Here is a 16,831-nt window from a genome sequence, read left to right as displayed (position 1 = left end):
CGGCCGTCCGGCCAAATAGTCGGGCAGAATTGAGTATCTGGAGACCCTGAAATGGCCAGCGCGCCGCAGAATCAATCGCTTCCGCTGTTCTATAATAATCTCGAGCCGCTTTCGAGCCAGACGCACGGCAATTGGAAGGTCCGTTCGTCGGATCGTGCGCCGTTCCTTACCGGGCAGCATGCGATTCCCGTCACCGTCGAGGAATTCCCGCTGGTGCAGCGCCGGATGCCGATCGTGTTCTCGGTCGGCGACGATCCCGTGCCGCTCGCGCTGATGGGCCTGAACGAAGGGGTCAACACCTTCCTCGACGACGAAGGCCGGCTGCTCGACCAGGAAACCTATATCCCGGCCTATATCCGTCGCTATCCCTATCTCCTCGCCCGGCTGCGTCCCGATTCGGACGAGCTGTCGCTGTGCTTCGATCCGACGTCGGACGTGATCGGCCCGTTCGAGGATGGCGAGCCGCTGTTCGACGGCGATCAGCCGAGCGAAGTCACCAAGCAGATCCTCGCCTTCAACGAGCAGTTCGAGCAGGCCGGCCAGAAGACAGGCATGTTCATGAAGGAGATCAAGGATATGGGCCTGCTGATGGACGGCGAAGTGTCGATCCAGCAGGAAGGCAGCGACCAGCCCTTCGTCTATCGCGGTTTCCAGATGGTGTCCGAGGAAAAGCTGAACGAGCTGCGCGGCGACCAGCTGCGCAAGATGCAGCAGTCGGGCATGCTCCCGCTGATCTTCGCGCACCTCTTCTCGCTGTCGCTGATGCGGGATGTGTTCGCGCGCCAGATGCGCCAGGGCAAGGTGCAGGCACAGCCCGTCGCGGTGCCGACCTTCTAATGGCTGCGTCCCGGCCGTTCCATGCCCAGCGTTATGCGCGCGGTGCGATCTTCTTCCACTGGACGATCGCGCTGCTCGTGCTGGTCAATCTGTGGATCGGCCTGGTCGGCGGGTCGATGGGTGTCCATAAGGCGGTCGGCATTACCGTGCTGGTGCTGACCGCCGGACGCATCGTCTGGCGCATCGCCAATCCGCCGCCGCCGCTGCCCGCCCATGTCGCGGGATGGGAGCGGTTGGCGGCGAAATGGACCCATCGCCTGTTCTACGTCCTGCTCGTCATCCTTCCGCTCAGCGGCTGGGCGATGGTGTCGGGTGTCAAGCGCTACCCGCTGGACTGGTTCGGGCTGTTCCCGATCCCCTATCTGCCGATCCCGCCCGCCGTGGCCGGGGCGGGGCACGAGGCGCACGAACTGCTCGGACTGTTGATGGCGGGGCTGGTCGCGCTGCACATCGGCGCGGCGCTGCGGCACCAGTTCCTGCTGCGCGACGGCATCGTTTCGCGCATGCTGCCGGGCGGTCGCCGGACGCGCTGAGCCGCGTTGCGATAAAGTCACGGTCAAATACAAAAAGGCTCTTGAAGCCGTCCGCGCTGCTTCCTAAATACTGGTTACACGGTTCGATGTCCCCCCTTTCGTTGGACCGTGCGGCGCGTTTTACGCGCCTCCTCCCTGAACCTTGGCCACCCCGTGTTTTGCACGGGGTGGCTTTTTTCTTGGGTTATTCCGCTGCGATGCGGTGCGTGGCGTCCATCGCGAAATCGGTCATGCGATCGAGCACCGACCGCACCAGCGCGACCGTATCGTTCAGGCCCCCGCCAGGCTGGTCGAGCGCCCTATCGAGGTAGAGGCTGCGGTCGATCTCCATCTGCAGCGCGTGGATGTTCGCGCGCGGCCGTGCATGTTCCGACAGGATGTGCCCACCGGCATAGGGGTGGTTGATCGCCAGCGGCAGGCCATGGTCGTGCACTACCGCCGCGACCATATCGGTCAGCCGGCCGGCCGCGGTCCGTCCATAGCGATCGCCCAGCACAATCCGCGCGGGATCGAGTCCCACCAGCGGCGGCATCGAATGCAGGTCCAGCAGGATGGCGACGCCGAACCGTGCCTGTGCCGCCGCCAAAGCCGCCGCCACCGCCGCATGATAGGGTGCATGATCGCCGTCGATCCGCTCGGTGACTTCCGCCCCGGTCAGCTTGCGTCGCCACATATTCTCGGCCCCGCCGCCCCGGCGCGGGATCAGGCCGATGCCGCTGCGGACCTTGTCCGATGCCGACAGGCCGGCGATGCGCAGCTCGGCACCGGCATCGACCTGGGGATCGCGGTCGCGCAGCGGCGAGCGGTTGAGGTCGATCCAGCCGCGTGGGCGCATCGCGACCAGCATCGTCTCCTGCCGGTGCGCGCCCAGCGCGACCGCATCGATATGGCGATCCTCCAACGCCGTCAGCCGCGCGACCGGCACCGTCAGCAGCGCCTGCATCGCTGGCGGATAGTCGCGTCCGGCATGCGGCACTGACACCACCACCGGCGACACCGGATCGGCCGGGCCGATGCGGCGGAAGGACGGGGGAGGGGCGGGGATCATGTCCCGTACAGGATCACGGCCCGCCGCACTTGTCGAGCATATCGCTGGAAAATCTTAACCCGGCCGGGCATAATGTAGCGGCTCGGGTCGAAGGGGTTGGGATGTACAGGATTTTGCTGGCCGAAGACGACCAGGTGATGCGCGAGTATCTTACCCGCGCGCTGGAACGTGCCGGCTATGGCGTCAGCGCGGTCGATCGCGGCACGGCGGCGATCCCGCTGCTGCGGACCGAATCGTTCGATCTGCTGCTGACCGATATCGTCATGCCCGAAATGGACGGCATCGAACTGGCGCAGCGCGCCGGTGAGATGGTGCCCGACCTGCGCGTCATGTTCATCACCGGCTTCGCCGCGGTCACGCTGAAGGCCGGGCGGCAGGTGCCGCACGCCCGCATCTTGTCCAAGCCGTTCCACCTGCGCGAGCTGGTAGCGGAGGTCGATCGGCTGTTTGCGGAAGAAAGAGTGCCGACCAGCAATTAAGCGCTTGTCAGGCGGCAATCGCGCCGCTAACAGCGCCACTCCGGTTTCGCTCTCTCCGGCAACAGAGAGAGCGCCGGGCGCGTAGCTCAGTGGTAGAGCACTGTGTTGACATCGCAGGGGTCGCAAGTTCAATCCTTGCCGCGCCCACCATTTAGAAAGCCCGTCAGGTGAACAACCTGGCGGGCTTTTTCGATTCTGAGCCGTTGCTTCGCGGTTCTGTCGCGAGGATCACCCTTCGCTTTCGGCATCGCCCAAGTGCACTTGGTCGCTCGGTTGGCGAAGCAGGACCGGTAGCACTTCGCAACGGATTCACGGTTCGTGACGCGAGTCGCGAACCTCCCGCTGAAGTATGATCGAAGTCGGTCCGGCCAAATCCCCGGAATCACGCCGTAAATACTTATGCTTGAGGGAATTGATTAAAATCAGGTTGAAATAAAGTCGGCTGGCATGTCATCACTGATGAAACCAAAATCGCAGGAGAGGGTCGAACACAACTTCGGGGGGAAGACGACATGGAATCGGTGCGATCCTATCATCGCGAGGAGCCGCTTGCGGACGTGCCGCTCCGTAAGCCTGCGCATATTCCGGCGCTCGACGGCCTTCGCGGCGCGGCGGCGCTGCTCGTCGTGATCTCCCATTTCCAGACCCTCGGCCTGTCCAAAGGCTATGTCCCGCAATCGGGAACCTTCGGGGTGATGATCTTCTTCGTCCTGAGCGGTTTCCTGATGGGCCATCTTTACCTGTTCCGCCCGTTCGACATGGCGGCGGTCACCCATTTCATGGCATCGCGAATCGCGCGGGTTATTCCGCTCTTCTACGCGGTGATTCTCGCTTCCTACATCGCATCGCAGATCGTCGGTCCCGATTTCGTCTATTATCTGACGACCTTCGACGCGGTGAAGCATTTGCTGTTCCTCGGCAGCAAATATGTCTTCTGGTCGATCCCGCCCGAAGTCGAATTCTACGTCGTCTTTGTCGGACTGTGGTACGTCGTCGCGCGGCGCCTGGTCCTGCGCTATCTGCCGCTGTTCGGGTTCGGGCTGGCCGCCATGTTCGTGTTGCAGCCGATGTTCCCGGGGATCACGGTCTTCAATTCATTGCCGATCTTCCTCGTCGGGGTCGGCGCGGCGGTGCTGTGCCGCTATGTGCGGTTCGACCGGATCGACAAACGGTCGGCGACGATCGTCCAGTGCCTTGGCATCGCCCTGATGCTGTCGATCTTCGCCGGGATCGTGTCGACCGATCCGTCCAAGACCGGGTTCGGATGGGAGCGCGGACGCGTGTATGAGAACCTGCCGATGGCGTTGTTGTTCGGCGCGTTCGTCCTGTCGTTCACGATCGACACGGCATTTGCCCGCTTCTTCTTCGCCAACCGCGTCATGCGACTGCTCGGCGCGTACAGCTTTTCGATCTACCTGCTGCATGAACCGGTTGCCGATACGGTCCGCAACGTGCTGGCGGGGTTCGACATGCCGATCGTGCTGGAGATCTTCCTCATCCTTTCCGCGATCGTCGTCGCCGCCTCGCTCAGCTTCCGTTTCTACGAAATGCCGATGCAGGCGGCGGTCAAGCGCGCGATTTTAGGGCTCGATCGCATCCGCGGTCGCCACGCCGCGGCGTGGCGCGCATCGCGAGCGGTGACGCGGTAGGTTCGGCAGGGGCGGCTACGCGGCGCTGGCGCAGGCCCTGCGAAGCGTCTCCGCGCACGTCCCGCTAATCTTCTGGCCAGTCCAAGTTGGAATTTCCGAACAGTATCGCCGGAATAATTGTGTTGTTGCAAACCGAACCCGCTCTTGATCTCGTCGTAGTGTAATTTTAGGAAGATCAGCTTCTATTGCACCACGTCGAACGATGATGCCTGTGACGGAGCGAATCGCATTAGAATTTCGGCATATCGTATGGAGTGAACGGACTGGCTTGCATTCCTTTTTTGGCACGGCGTCGGATCGGAAATTTGCTGGACATTGTTCTGCCAATATGACGTTGGCAGCTTGGATTGCACCGGGGGGTGCCTTGGGCGGGGTGACGAGCATGACGGAAACGAACCAGACGGAAGCCGGCGCGGGGCGGACACCCCGTCAGTCGTGGATGGATTTGTTGCGCGGGCTGGCGATCCTGCTCGTCGTTGCGTTCCATTCGGTCACGATCCTGAATCGGGTCGACCTCCCGCCTCCAGCATGGCTGAAGGAAATCACTGATTTCTTTGGCCACTACCGCATGCCCACGCTCATGTTCCTCTCCGGTCTGCTGTTGCCGCAGTCGTTGAAGAAGGGGTCGGCGGTCTACTTCGCGGGCAAGATGCGTAGCGTCTGGTGGCCGTATCTCGTCTGGTCGGCGGTGACGGCAGTGGTTTTCGCGCGCGATGTCAGCAGCGTGTCGGCCGTCCTGAGCTTGCTGAACGGCGGCAGCTACCTCTGGTTCCTGTATCTGATCGGGCTGTTCTACATCTTCGCCTATCTGATTAAGTCGTTCAATTTCCTGCTCGTTGCCGTCGCGGTCTTCGGTATCGCCGTGCTGGTGTCGTTCGGGTCGCCGGGCATCGTCGTGCATACGCGCATGTTCCATTTGATGACCTATTTCTTCCTCGGCGCGTTTGCCGGCCGTCACTGGAATGCCTTCCTCGCGCTGATCGACCGGCGCGAGAGCCTGTTCGCGGCTGCGGCGGCAGCGATTGGCGGGGTTTGCGTCGCCTATTTCGACCTCAAGACCAATCCGGCGTTTATTGCGCTGACCCTCGCGTTCGTCATCGCGGCGTGTCATCTGTCGCGCAAGGGGGCGGGCCAGCGCTGGACGCAATTGCCGAACTATGTCGGCCGCAATTCGCTCAAATTCTATGTCAGCCATTTTCCGGCAATCTATCTGTTCGACGTCATGGCCGTCCGGCTCGGCGTAACGACCGCCGACATTGTTGCCGTGGCCAGCATGGTCTTTGCCCTGTCGGTCGGACTGATCCTGTCGGTCGCGTCCGAACGGTCGAAGGTGGTGCAATTGCTGTTCAGCATACCGAAATTCACGAAGCCCTCGACCGCGCGCCCGGCCAGCGCCTGAAGCGCGGCGCGAGCGTGGCGGTGGCAACGTCCCATCGCCATTGCGCCCGGCGCGCAGGACGCTAGCATCCTCGCAAACCATCGAAAGGTTCGGGATGCGGCGCTACGATTGGATCGGTCTTGTTGCGGCGCTGACGGTCGCCACCCCCGCCGCCGCGCAACGGGTCGAGGAAGTGTCGATCGACCAGTTGCAGGCGCAGATGCGCGCGGGCGCGACCGATAGCGTTACCGTGACCCGCGCCTATCTCGCCCGGATCGCGGCGATGGACCGGACCGGGCCGACGCTGCGCAGCGTCATCGCCGTCAATCCCGACGCGCTGCAACAGGCGGCGGCGCTCGATGCCGAACGGCGCGCCGGGCGGGTGCGCGGGCCGCTGCACGGCGTGCCCGTACTCATCAAGGACAATATCGAGACGGCCGACCGGATCGCGACCACGGCGGGCAGTCTGGCGCTGCGCGACAACATCACCGGGCGCGATGCGCCGCTGGTCGCCTATCTGCGCCGCGCGGGGGCGGTGATCCTCGGCAAGACCAACCTGTCCGAATGGGCCAATATCCGATCGACCCGGTCGATGAGCGGGTGGAGCGCGGTCGGCGGGCTGGTGCGCAACCCCTATGCGCTCGATCGCACCGCCTGCGGTTCGTCATCGGGGTCGGGCGCGGCGATCGCGGCCAGCTTCGCGGCGGCGGCGGTCGGGACCGAAACCGACGGGTCGGTCGTCTGCCCGTCATCGATCAACGGGCTGGTCGGGTTCAAGCCGACCCTGGGTCTTGTCAGCCGCAGCCGGGTGGTGCCGATCAGCCATAGTCAGGACACGCCCGGCCCGATGGCGCGGTCGGTGCGCGACGCGGCGCTGCTGCTTTCTGCCATGGCCGGCCCCGACCCGACCGATACCGCGACCGCACGCACCCAAGTCCGCGACTATGCCGCGGGCCTGTCGGCGGACGCATTGCAGGGGCGGCGGATCGGCGTGATCCGGCCGAAGGGTATGACGCCACCGCTGAAGCAGCGCTTCGACGCGGCATTGGCGGTCCTGCGCATGGAAGGCGCGACGCTGGTCGAGGTGACGCCGCCCAAGCTGGACGGGCTGGGCGAGGCGGAATTGCTGGTGCTCCAGACCGAGTTGAAGGCCGATCTCGACGCCTATCTCGCCACCACCCCGGCGGTGGTGAAGACGCGCACGCTCGATCAGGTCATCGCCTTCAACCGCGCCAATGCCGCCACCGAGATGCCGTTCTTCGAACAGGAGACGTTCGAGGCGGCGGCAAAGACCAGGGGGCTGGACGATCCCGCCTATCGCGCGGCGCGGGCCAAGTCGCTGCGGCTGGCCGGCGTCGAAGGGATCGACGCGATGCTGAAGGCCGCGAAGCTCGATCTACTGGTCGAGCCGACCTATGGCGGCGCATGGCTGAGCGACCCGGTCTATGGCGACCAATATGGCGGGCCGTCGGCGTCCGAACTGCCGGCGGTGGCGGGCTATCCGCATCTGACCGTGCCGATGGGATTGGCGCAGGGGTTGCCGGTCGGGCTGTCGTTCATCGGCACGGCGGGCGCCGATCAGCAGGTGCTGAACGCCGGCTATGCCTATGAGCAGAAGGCGCAGGCACGGGTCGCGCCGCGCTATCCCGAGCGGGCGGAGGTGGGACCGGGGCTGGACGGGGTTCGGTAGGGGGCCGACGGCGTGGTTCCGGCGCTCGGCCGTGTTCGAAGCACACTCTTAGAGCGTGGTGACAAGCGGCAGAACCGTTCGTGCTGAGTAGGGGCTGAGCGAAGTCGAAGACCCGTATCGAAGCACCTGCCACCAACGGTCCTTCGATACGCCATTTCGACAAGCTCAATGGCTATTCAGGACGAACGGGTCAGGTTCATCTCATCAAGCGCTAATCATATCCCCGGGCGGGTGCAGGCTGGGATCCAAGGCCACGTGCGCAAGCCTTTGTTCTGCTTGGCTTGGAACCCCGCCTGCGCGGGACCGCTGCGAAAGTCGCTCGATCACTCGGAAACTTCTGTACCCCGGCGAAGGCCGGGGTCCAGTTGGGAAGGCTTTTCCGCACCCTGCTGACGTCCCCCAACTGGGCCCCGGCCTTCGCCGGGGTACAGAAGGTACTTTCGCAGAGTCCTGCGCGCGACCCCTTCCAACGTTCCCGCACAGGCGATGGCGCGCACCTACCCCAGCGTCTTCAGCAATTCCTCCCACCATATGACCCCCGGATCGATCGTCGCCACCGGCACCCGTTCGTTCAGCCCGTGCGCGAAGATCTCGCCCGGCTTCATGAACACGCCGCCGACGCCGAAGCTCGGTATCCCCTTCGCGCGGAAGTGCATCGAATCGGTCGCGCCCGCTTCCTGCATCGGCAGCACCGGCGTGCCCGGTGCGCGCTTGGCGACGACCGCTTTCACCGCGCCGACCACCTTCGGGTCGAGTGGCGAGGCGCCGGCTTCGATCGTGCCATTGTCGCGGAACGTCACCTGCACCGTCGGATCGGCGACCAGTTCGATCAGCTTCTTCTCGATTTCCGCGCGGGGCGTGCCCGGAAAGATGCGGCAGTTGATGTTCGCCATCGCCCGCTGCGGCAGCGCGTTGGGCGCATGGCCGCCGTTGAACATCGTCGGGACGCAGGTGGTCCGCACCTGCCCGACATAGCGTTTGTCGGCGGACAGGATGTCGGCGGCGGCGGTATCGGCAGGGTTGGCGGCGAACGCCTTCATCGCGGCACCCAGTTCGCCCGGCGTCGCGGCGGCGGTCCCGGCCAGCGACGCCTTGGTGATCTCGTTCTGCTGCGGGGGGAAGCGATAATTGGCGATCCGCACCACCGCATTGGCCAGCACCGCGATCGCGTTGCGCGGCCCCGGGCGGCTCGAATGTCCACCGGGATCGGTGACGGTCAGGTGCCAGTCGCCATAGACCTTCTCCGCCGCCTGCAGGCCATAGGCGATCGGCTTGCCGTCCTCGCCCAGCGCCCCGCCGCCGGCATCGGCGTTGAGCACCAGGCCCGCATTGGCGAACGCATTGGCCGCTGCCTGCGTCGTCTTCATCTCGGTCTCTTCGTCGCCGGTCAGCACCAGCACGAGGTCGCGTTTCGGCACCCATTTCTCGCGCTTCAGCTTCATCAGCGTCGCGACGACCAGCGACACATTCGCCTTGTTGTCGAGGCTGCCGCGCCCGAACACATAGCCGTCCTCGACCACCGGGGTGAACGGATCGCGGGTCCAGTCCTTCGCGTCGGCGGCGACGACGTCCATATGCCCCAGCACCACCGTCGGCTTGGCCTTGCGGTCGCGCCCGGCGATGCGCGCGGTCAGATAGCCGGTCTCTCCGATCGGCACGAACGTCACGTCGCCATCGGCAAAGCCCGCCGATACCAGCTGCTGCTTCAGATAGGCGGCATAGGCCGGCACCTGTCCCTCGCCCTCCACCGTCTTGAACGCGATGCCGCGCGTCAGCAGGCTCAGCGCTTCCTTGCCGGTCGCGGAGGTCGGCGCGTCCTGTGCGAAAGCGGCGGTGGGGAACAGGGCGGACGCGGCAAGGACGGCGAACAGGTGACGCATGGACTTCTCCGGCTAGGCTGTCGGGAATGTGCGCCGGGGAAGGGCCCGTGCGCAAGACCGCCCGACAAGTGTCATGCCCGAGCACGACGATCGCTCAGGCATGACGGACAGCAGCCGGGCGCATCGGTGTCGGGGATCGCGCCATGCTTCAACCTGATCGCAACCACGGCCCGGGCAAAGGCTGTAACTATGCCCTTGTTTCTTCGTAGCTTGCGGGCTGCGCGGCTTGCGCTGACGGCATGCCGGGGGGTACGGAGCGATCGGTCGCGACCTGCCTCGCCGCGATGGAGTTTCCATCATGACCGATCCCATCGCCCATGTCGTCATCATCGGCGGCGGTACCGCCGGCTGGATGACCGCCGCTGCCTGCGGCCGCTATCTCGACGATGGTCGTCGCCGCATCACCCTGGTCGAATCCGACGCGATCGGCACGGTCGGGGTGGGCGAGGCGACGATTCCGTCGATCCTCAACTTCAACAGGCTGCTCGGCATCGACGAGGCCGAATTCCTGCGCGAAACGCGCGGCAGCTTCAAACTCGGTATCGAATTCGTCGGCTGGCACACCGCCGATCGCGGCTATTTCCACCCCTTCGGCAATTTCGGCCGCGATATCGAGGGAGTCAATTTCCACCAGCTCTGGGCCAGGTTGAAGGAGCAGGCCGGAATTGGTCCGATCGGCGATTATTCGCCGACGACGGTCGCCGCGCGTGCCAACGCGTTCGGCCCGCCGCATCCCGATCCGCGTTCGCCGCTGTCGGGCATGGCCTATGCCTATCATATCGACGCCACGCTCTACGCCCGCTTCCTGCGTCGCCGGGCGGAAGCGGACGGCGTCGCCCGGATCGAGGGGCGCATCGTCGCCGTCGAGCATCACGACAACGGCCATGTCGCCGCCGTCCGGCTGGACGATGGCCGCCGGGTCGCGGGCGACCTGTTCATCGACTGCTCGGGCTTTCGCAGCCTGTTGCTGGGCGAAGCGATGGGGGTGGGGTTCGAGGACTGGTCGCACTGGCTGCCCTGCGACCGCGCCATTGCCGTGCCGACCGAACGCACCGAACCGGTGCTGCCCTATACCCGCGCCACCGCCCACGCCGCCGGCTGGCAATGGCGCATCCCGCTCCAGCATCGTACCGGCAACGGAATCGTCTATGCCAGCCGCTACATGGACGACGATGCGGCGGAGGCGCTGCTACTCGGCCGCCTCGACGCCGCACCCACTGCCGCGCCGCGACGCCTGTCGTTCACCGCCGGGCGGCGCGATGCGATGTGGGCGGGCAATGTCGTCGCGATCGGCCTGTCGGGCGGATTTCTCGAACCGCTCGAATCGACCAGCATCCATCTGATCCAGCAGGGGATATCGAAACTGTTCGCGCTGTTTCCGGATCGCGGTTTCTCTGCCGTCGAGCGCGACGAATATAATCGGCAGATGGCCGACAATTACCGGTCGATCCGCGACTTCATCATCCTCCACTACCATGCGACCGCGCGCGACGACTCCCCCTTCTGGAACCATGTCCGCACCATGGCCGTGCCCGACAGCCTGACGCGCAAGATCGACCTGTTCCGGCAGAAGGGGCGCATCTTCCGCTACGAGGACGAATTGTTCGCAATGCCCAGCTGGGTCGCGGTGCTGCTGGGGCAGGGGATCGAACCGGTCGGTTATGACCCGATCGCCGATGCACTCGACGAGGAACGCCTGCTCCCCGCCATCCGCCAGATGCGCAGTGCCACCGCGGCAGCGGTCGCGACCCTGCCGCAACATGGGGCGGTGCTGGCGCGGCTGTCACAAGATCGGCCAGTACCCTAATTATCATATCAATTGCCGGTCGCGATCGTCTGCTACGTGTAACCTTCGTCACCTTCGTCCGATTGCCGACGAACCGCAGCTATGCCAAAAGCAATAAAATTACACGCGGATGAGTCGGCATCAGACCGTCCACCGCGACCGACAGGAGAGTTTATGCGGGTCATCGATCATGTGATCGCGGGCGGTTCAGGCAATGCGGACGGTGCGACCGGCGCCGTCTTCGATCCCAATCGTGGCGAGGTGCAGGCGCATGTCCGCCTCGGCACGGCGGCCGATCTCGACCGCGCGGTCATGGCCGCACAGGCGGCGCAACCCGGCTGGGCCGCGACCAACCCACAGAAGCGCGCCCGCGTCCTGTTCGCGTTCAAGCAACTGGTCGAGTCCAACATGGACTCGCTCGCCGAACTCCTGTCGAGCGAGCATGGCAAGGTCGTCGCCGATGCCCGGGGCGATATCCAGCGCGGCCTCGACGTCATCGAATTCGCCTGCGGCGTACCGCATCTGCTGAAGGGCGATTACACGCAGGGCGCCGGCCCCGGCATCGACGTCTATTCGATGCGGCAACCCATCGGCATCGGGGCGGGCATCACCCCGTTCAATTTCCCGGCGATGATCCCGATGTGGATGTTCGGCGTCGCCATCGCCTGTGGCAACGCCTTCATCCTGAAGCCCAGCGAACGCGATCCGTCGGTGCCGGTGCGCCTCGCCGAACTGCTGCTCGAAGCGGGTGCGCCCGAAGGCATCCTGCAGGTCGTGCATGGCGACAAGACGGTCGTCGACGCGATCCTCGACCATCCGGCGATCGGCGCGGTCAGCTTCGTCGGGTCGAGCGATATCGCCCACTATGTCTACAAACGCGGCGTCGCGGCCGGCAAGCGCGTGCAGGCGATGGGCGGGGCCAAGAATCACGGCATCGTCATGCCCGACGCCGATCTCGATCAGGTCGTCGCCGACCTCGCCGGGGCGGCCTTCGGTTCGGCGGGCGAGCGCTGCATGGCGTTGCCTGTGGTGGTGCCGGTCGGCGACAAGACCGCCGACCGCTTGCGCGAAAAGCTGATCCCCGCGATCGAGGCGCTACGCGTCGGCGTGTCGACCGATCCCGATGCGCATTACGGCCCGGTGGTGAATGCCCAGCACAAGGCGCGGGTCGAGGGCTGGATCGCCAAGGGTGTCGAGGAAGGTGCCGAACTGGTCGTCGACGGGCGTGGGTTCAGCCTGCAGGGGCATGAGCGCGGCTTCTTCATCGGCCCGACGCTGTTCGATCATGTGACGCCGCAGATGGAATCCTATCGCGAGGAAATCTTCGGTCCCGTGCTCCAGATCGTCCGGGCGAACGATTTCGAAAGCGCCGTCCGCCTGCCGAGCGAGCATCAATACGGCAATGGCGTCGCGATCTTCACCCGCAACGGCCATGCCGCGCGCGAATTCGCCGCGCGGGTCAATGTCGGCATGGTCGGCATCAACGTGCCGATCCCGGTGCCGGTCGCCTATCACAGTTTCGGCGGGTGGAAGCGCAGCGCGTTCGGCGACGTGAACCAGCATGGCGAGGAAGGCGTGCGCTTCTGGACCAAGGTGAAGACGATCACCCAACGCTGGCCCGACGGATCGGCGCTGGGCACCCAGGCCGAGGATGGTGGCGCTGCCCGAATGCAGGACGCGTTCGTCATTCCGACGATGGGGTGACGATTGGATGGAGCAGATTTCGGCTTCTGCTCCATCTCGCCGCAAACGTCGCCCCAGCGAAGGCTGGGGCCTCATGCGGCTCCTGTCCCGTGCTATCACGGAAGGTCCCAGCCTGCGCTGGGATGACGTCTGGTTCTAAGGGTGATGGGTGCCTAGCATGTTCGATAGCCGTCATTTGCCCGGAGGCATTGCCAAGATGATGCAACGCCTGATGGTGGTGATACTGGCGTGGTTGGCGGCTGTGTCACCCGCCGCCGCGCAGAAGCGCATCTCGCTGACCTTCGACGACGCGCCGCGGGCGCGCGGCCCCTTTCTGACGCCCGATGAACGCACCGAGCGGCTGATCGCGGGTCTACGCAGGGCGAAGGTGCGGCAGGCGGCGTTCTTCGTCGTGCCGGGCAACCTGTCCGCGCCCGACGGGGCGGGGGGCGAGCGGCGCATCGCCGCCTATGTCGCCGCCGGCCATGTGATCGCCAACCACAGCTTCACCCATCCGGCGCTGAAATCGATGACCGCGCAAGCCTATCTGGCCGATATCGATTGGGCAGGGGATTGGCTGAAGGGGCGGCGCGGGCTGCGGCCCTGGTATCGCTTCCCGTTCCTCGACGAAGGCGGCACCGACAGGGCGAAGCGCGACGCGGTCCGCGCCGGACTGGCCGCACGCGGGCTGTCGAACGGCTATGTCACGGTCGACGGGTCGGACTGGAATATCGAGAACCTTACCGCGCAAGCGCGCAAGGCCGGCAAGCCGATCGACATGGCCGGCTTACGCGACCTGTATGTCGAGACGCATGTCGAGTCCGCCGAATTCGCCGACCGTCTGGCCGAACAGGCGCTGGGGCGGCAGCCGGTGCATGTGATGCTGCTGCACGAAACCGATCTCGCCGCCTATTGGATCGCCGATCTGGTCGCGGCGCTGCGGGCGAAGGGCTGGACGATCGTGACCGCCGATGTCGCCTATCGCGATCCGATCGCGAAGCTGCATCCCGATACGCCATCGGCGCAGGGCAATTTGCTGGAAGCGATTGCGTGGGAGAAGGGGGTGCCGGCACCGCGCTGGTACGAACGCAATACGCTATCGATCGCCGATCCGCTGTTCCGGCAGCGCGTGTTGCATGAGGGCAAATGATGGTGCGTCGGCATAGCGCTTCGGCGTCCCCCTACGAAGCGACGATCGGTTTCGCGCGCGCCTTGCGCGTCGGCGACCGGATCTTCGTGTCGGGCACCGCGCCGGTCGAACCGGATGGCAGCAGCACGCCGGGCGACGCCGCCGCGCAGGCGGAGCGCTGCTTCGCCATCATCGCGCAGGCGATCGGGCAACTGGGCGGCCGGATCGACGATGTCGTCCGCACCCGCATGTACCTGATCGATCCGGCCGATGCCGAGGCGGTGGGGCAGGTACATGGGAAATTGTTCGGCAGCGTGCGGCCCGCCGCGACGATGCTGGTGGTGGCCGCACTTCTCCGTCCCGAATGGCGGGTGGAGATCGAGGCCGAAGCGATAGTGGAGAGTGAAGCGTGAACCCGTTCGATCTGACCGACGACCAGCGTGAGATTCAGGAGTTGGCGCGTCGCTTTACCGCCGACGCGATCACCCCCCATGCTGCCGAATGGGACGAGAAGCACATCTTCCCGCGCGACACGATCAAGCAGGCGGCGGAACTGGGCTTTGCCGCCATCTACGTATCCGAGGAATCGGGTGGGATCGGACTCGGCAGGATGGAGTCGGCGCTGATCATGGAGGCGATGGCCTATGGCTGTCCGTCGACGTCTGCCTTCATCTCGATCCACAATATGGCGGCGTGGATGCTGGACGCGTTCGGTTCGGCGGAATTGAAGGCACGCTTCCTCTCCGACCTCGTGACGATGGAAAAGCTCGCCAGCTACTGCCTGACCGAGCCTTCCTCTGGATCGGACGCGGCGGCACTGAAGACGAAAGCGGTGCGCGACGGCGACGACTATATCGTCACCGGCACCAAGCAGTTCATTTCCGGCGCGGGCGACAACGACGTCTATCTGGTGATGGTCCGCACCGGCGGCGACGGGCCGAAGGGCATTTCGTGCCTGCTGATCGAGCGGGACATGCCCGGCGTCTCGTTCGGCGCGAACGAACGCAAGCTGGGCTGGCATTCGCAGCCGACGCGCGCGGTCATCCTCGATCAGGTGCGCGTACCCGCCGCCAATCTGGTCGGGGCCGAGGGGCAGGGCTTCTCAATCGCCATGCAGGGGCTGGACGGCGGTCGCCTGAATATCGGTGCCTGTTCGCTGGGCGGGGCGCAACGCTGCCTCGACGAAGCGATCGCCTATACCAAGGCGCGGCAGCAGTTCGGCAAGCCGATCGCCGATTTCCAGAACACCCAGTTCACGCTGGCCGACATGGCGACCGAACTGGAGGCAGCACGTGCGCTGCTCTACACCGCCGCGGCCAAGGTGACCGCGAACGCACCCGACAAGACGCGCTTCGCCGCAATGGCCAAACGCTTCGCCACCGACACCGGATCGAAGGTGGTCGATCAGGCGCTGCAACTCCATGGCGGCTATGGCTATCTGATGGACTATCCGATCGAACGCTTCTGGCGCGACCTGCGCGTGCATTCGATCCTCGAGGGCACGAACCAGGTGATGCGGATGATCGTAGGCAGGGAGCTGGTGAAGTGAAGATCCGCGCAAATCCTCCCCGGCACGGGGAGGGGGACCGCCGCGAAGCGGTGGTGGAGGGGGGTGTCCTGCTCCACGACGGTCGCGATTACGGGGCTCCCCCTCCAGCATGCTTCGCATGGTCCCCCTCCCCGCGCAACGGGGAGGATTTGGGATGATCCTGACCTCTGTCGACAACCATCTCGGCCGAATCCGGCTTAACCGGCCCAAGGCGCTCCACGCGCTCAACCTCGAAATGTGCGAGGCGATGCTCGCCGCGCTGGAGGCGTGGCGCGACGACCTGTCGGTCCATGCGATCCTGATCGACCATGCCGAAGGGCGCGGCTTTTGCGCGGGCGGCGACATCCGCATGATCGCCGACAGCAGCGCCGGCGACGGCGCAGCGGCACGCGCCTTCTTCGCGACCGAATATCGGCTCAACCACCGGCTGTTCACCTATGCCAAGCCGACCATCGCGGTCATGGACGGGGTGACGATGGGCGGCGGCGTCGGCATTTCGCAGCCGTGCAAGGTCCGCATCGCGACCGAGAACACCCGTTTCGCCATGCCCGAAACCGCGATCGGCCTGTTCCCCGATGTCGGCGGCGGCTGGTATCTGTCGCGGCTGCCGGGCCGGATCGGGCAATATCTGGCGCTGACCGGCGCGCGGCTGGACGGGAGCGAGATGCTGGCGCTCGGCCTCGCGACGCATCTGGTGCCGGCCAGCGCGCTGGACGACATCAAGCGTGCCATCGCCGACGATCCGCTCGCGACCGAGACGATCCTCGCCGACCACGCGACCACGCCCGGCGAAGCGGCAATCCTGACGCAGCGCGAGGCGATCGACCGCCTGTTCGCGAGCGACGATTTCGAGGAAATCCTGTCGGCGCTGGAAGCCGACGGATCGGACTGGGCGAGCACGCAACTGGCGACGCTGCACCAGCGTTCGCCGCTCTCGTGCAAGGTGTCGTTGAAACTCCTGCTCGACGGCAAGACCATGCCGACCTTCGAGGACGAGATGCGGCAGGAATATGCGGTCGTCACCCGCATCGTTCAGCGGCCCGACATCGTCGAGGGGGTCCGCGCGGTGATTATCGACAAGGACCACGCGCCGAAATGGGACCCGGCTACCCCGGCGGCGGTGACCGACCATATGATCGACCGCATCTTCGCGCCGCTTGGCGAAGCGGACGAATGGCAGCCATATTGAT

14 protein-coding genes and 1 tRNA gene are annotated in these 16,831 nt (G+C 65.3%); 13 read left to right on the top strand and 2 right to left on the bottom strand.

Features of this window, described 5'->3' with window-relative positions; translation table 11 throughout:
• The first annotated feature begins 51 nt into the window (after nucleotides 1–51).
• On the top strand, nucleotides 52–837 hold the full coding sequence (locus tag ACZ1JS_RS11690) for a SapC family protein (protein WP_242120433.1): 786 nt from the start codon (nucleotides 52–54) through the stop codon (nucleotides 835–837).
• Nucleotides 837–1,370: a cytochrome b gene (locus tag ACZ1JS_RS11685; protein ID WP_465166203.1), complete on the top strand. Its 534-nt coding sequence runs from the start codon at nucleotides 837–839 to the stop codon at nucleotides 1,368–1,370. Before ACZ1JS_RS11690 ends, ACZ1JS_RS11685 begins: the two co-directional genes overlap by 1 nt.
• A 184-nt stretch (nucleotides 1,371–1,554) precedes the next feature.
• On the opposite strand, the gene ACZ1JS_RS11680 is transcribed toward ACZ1JS_RS11685, so the two are convergent.
• Nucleotides 1,555–2,418 (bottom strand): N-formylglutamate amidohydrolase, encoded by an 864-nt coding sequence (locus tag ACZ1JS_RS11680; protein ID WP_465166202.1) that lies wholly within the window; start codon nucleotides 2,416–2,418, stop codon nucleotides 1,555–1,557.
• Nucleotides 2,419–2,519: 101 nt separating this feature from the next.
• Here ACZ1JS_RS11680 and cpdR point away from each other — a divergent pair, with 101 nt between their 5' ends.
• The 5 genes from cpdR to ACZ1JS_RS11655 all read left to right on the top strand — a co-directional run bounded on the left by cpdR (nucleotide 2,520) and on the right by ACZ1JS_RS11655 (nucleotide 7,614).
• Entirely contained in the window at nucleotides 2,520–2,897 is a 378-nt protein-coding gene (cpdR, locus tag ACZ1JS_RS11675) for a cell cycle two-component system response regulator CpdR (RefSeq protein ID WP_056455298.1), read from the top strand.
• Nucleotides 2,898–2,972: 75 nt separating this feature from the next.
• A tRNA-Val gene (locus ACZ1JS_RS11670) sits at nucleotides 2,973–3,047 on the top strand.
• A 362-nt stretch (nucleotides 3,048–3,409) separates the two neighbouring features.
• Nucleotides 3,410–4,546: an acyltransferase family protein gene (locus ACZ1JS_RS11665; protein ID WP_465166201.1), complete on the top strand. Its 1,137-nt coding sequence runs from the start codon at nucleotides 3,410–3,412 to the stop codon at nucleotides 4,544–4,546.
• Between the two features lie 202 nt (nucleotides 4,547–4,748).
• A complete protein-coding gene (locus ACZ1JS_RS11660; RefSeq protein ID WP_465166200.1) occupies nucleotides 4,749–5,945 on the top strand; it encodes an acyltransferase family protein in 1,197 nt (398 codons plus the stop codon).
• 94 nt (nucleotides 5,946–6,039) lie between these two features.
• Nucleotides 6,040–7,614, top strand: coding sequence for an amidase (locus ACZ1JS_RS11655; protein ID WP_465166199.1), 1,575 nt, complete (start codon nucleotides 6,040–6,042; stop codon nucleotides 7,612–7,614).
• Between the two features lie 497 nt (nucleotides 7,615–8,111).
• On the opposite strand, the gene ACZ1JS_RS11650 is transcribed toward ACZ1JS_RS11655, so the two are convergent.
• Nucleotides 8,112–9,494 (bottom strand): M20/M25/M40 family metallo-hydrolase, encoded by a 1,383-nt coding sequence (locus tag ACZ1JS_RS11650; protein ID WP_465166198.1) that lies wholly within the window; start codon nucleotides 9,492–9,494, stop codon nucleotides 8,112–8,114.
• 298 nt (nucleotides 9,495–9,792) lie between these two features.
• Between ACZ1JS_RS11650 and ACZ1JS_RS11645 the strand changes: the two genes are divergently transcribed.
• From ACZ1JS_RS11645 to ACZ1JS_RS11620, 6 genes are all read left to right on the top strand, one after another.
• Entirely contained in the window at nucleotides 9,793–11,301 is a 1,509-nt protein-coding gene (locus tag ACZ1JS_RS11645) for a tryptophan halogenase family protein (RefSeq protein WP_465166197.1), read from the top strand.
• A gap of 153 nt (nucleotides 11,302–11,454) precedes the next feature.
• Nucleotides 11,455–12,984, top strand: coding sequence for a CoA-acylating methylmalonate-semialdehyde dehydrogenase (locus ACZ1JS_RS11640; protein ID WP_465166196.1), 1,530 nt, complete (start codon nucleotides 11,455–11,457; stop codon nucleotides 12,982–12,984).
• Nucleotides 12,985–13,141: 157 nt separating this feature from the next.
• Nucleotides 13,142–14,113, top strand: a complete 972-nt coding sequence (locus ACZ1JS_RS11635; RefSeq protein WP_465166195.1) for a polysaccharide deacetylase family protein — start codon at nucleotides 13,142–13,144, stop codon at nucleotides 14,111–14,113.
• Nucleotides 14,110–14,505 carry a RidA family protein gene (locus ACZ1JS_RS11630; RefSeq protein ID WP_465166194.1) on the top strand — a complete coding sequence of 132 codons (396 nt, stop codon included), beginning with the start codon at nucleotides 14,110–14,112 and terminating at the stop codon, nucleotides 14,503–14,505. The genes ACZ1JS_RS11635 and ACZ1JS_RS11630 overlap by 4 nt, the downstream gene beginning before the upstream one ends.
• Entirely contained in the window at nucleotides 14,502–15,641 is a 1,140-nt protein-coding gene (locus ACZ1JS_RS11625; protein ID WP_465166193.1) for an acyl-CoA dehydrogenase family protein, read from the top strand. The genes ACZ1JS_RS11630 and ACZ1JS_RS11625 overlap by 4 nt, the downstream gene beginning before the upstream one ends.
• 154 nt (nucleotides 15,642–15,795) lie before the next feature.
• Nucleotides 15,796–16,830 carry an enoyl-CoA hydratase/isomerase family protein gene (locus ACZ1JS_RS11620; protein WP_465166192.1) on the top strand — a complete coding sequence of 345 codons (1,035 nt, stop codon included), beginning with the start codon at nucleotides 15,796–15,798 and terminating at the stop codon, nucleotides 16,828–16,830.
• Nucleotide 16,831: the final 1 nt, after the last annotated feature.

This window comes from Sphingomonas sp. BL-S-05, assembly GCF_055521695.1.
This window is presented reverse-complemented; position numbering and strand designations above follow the sequence as displayed.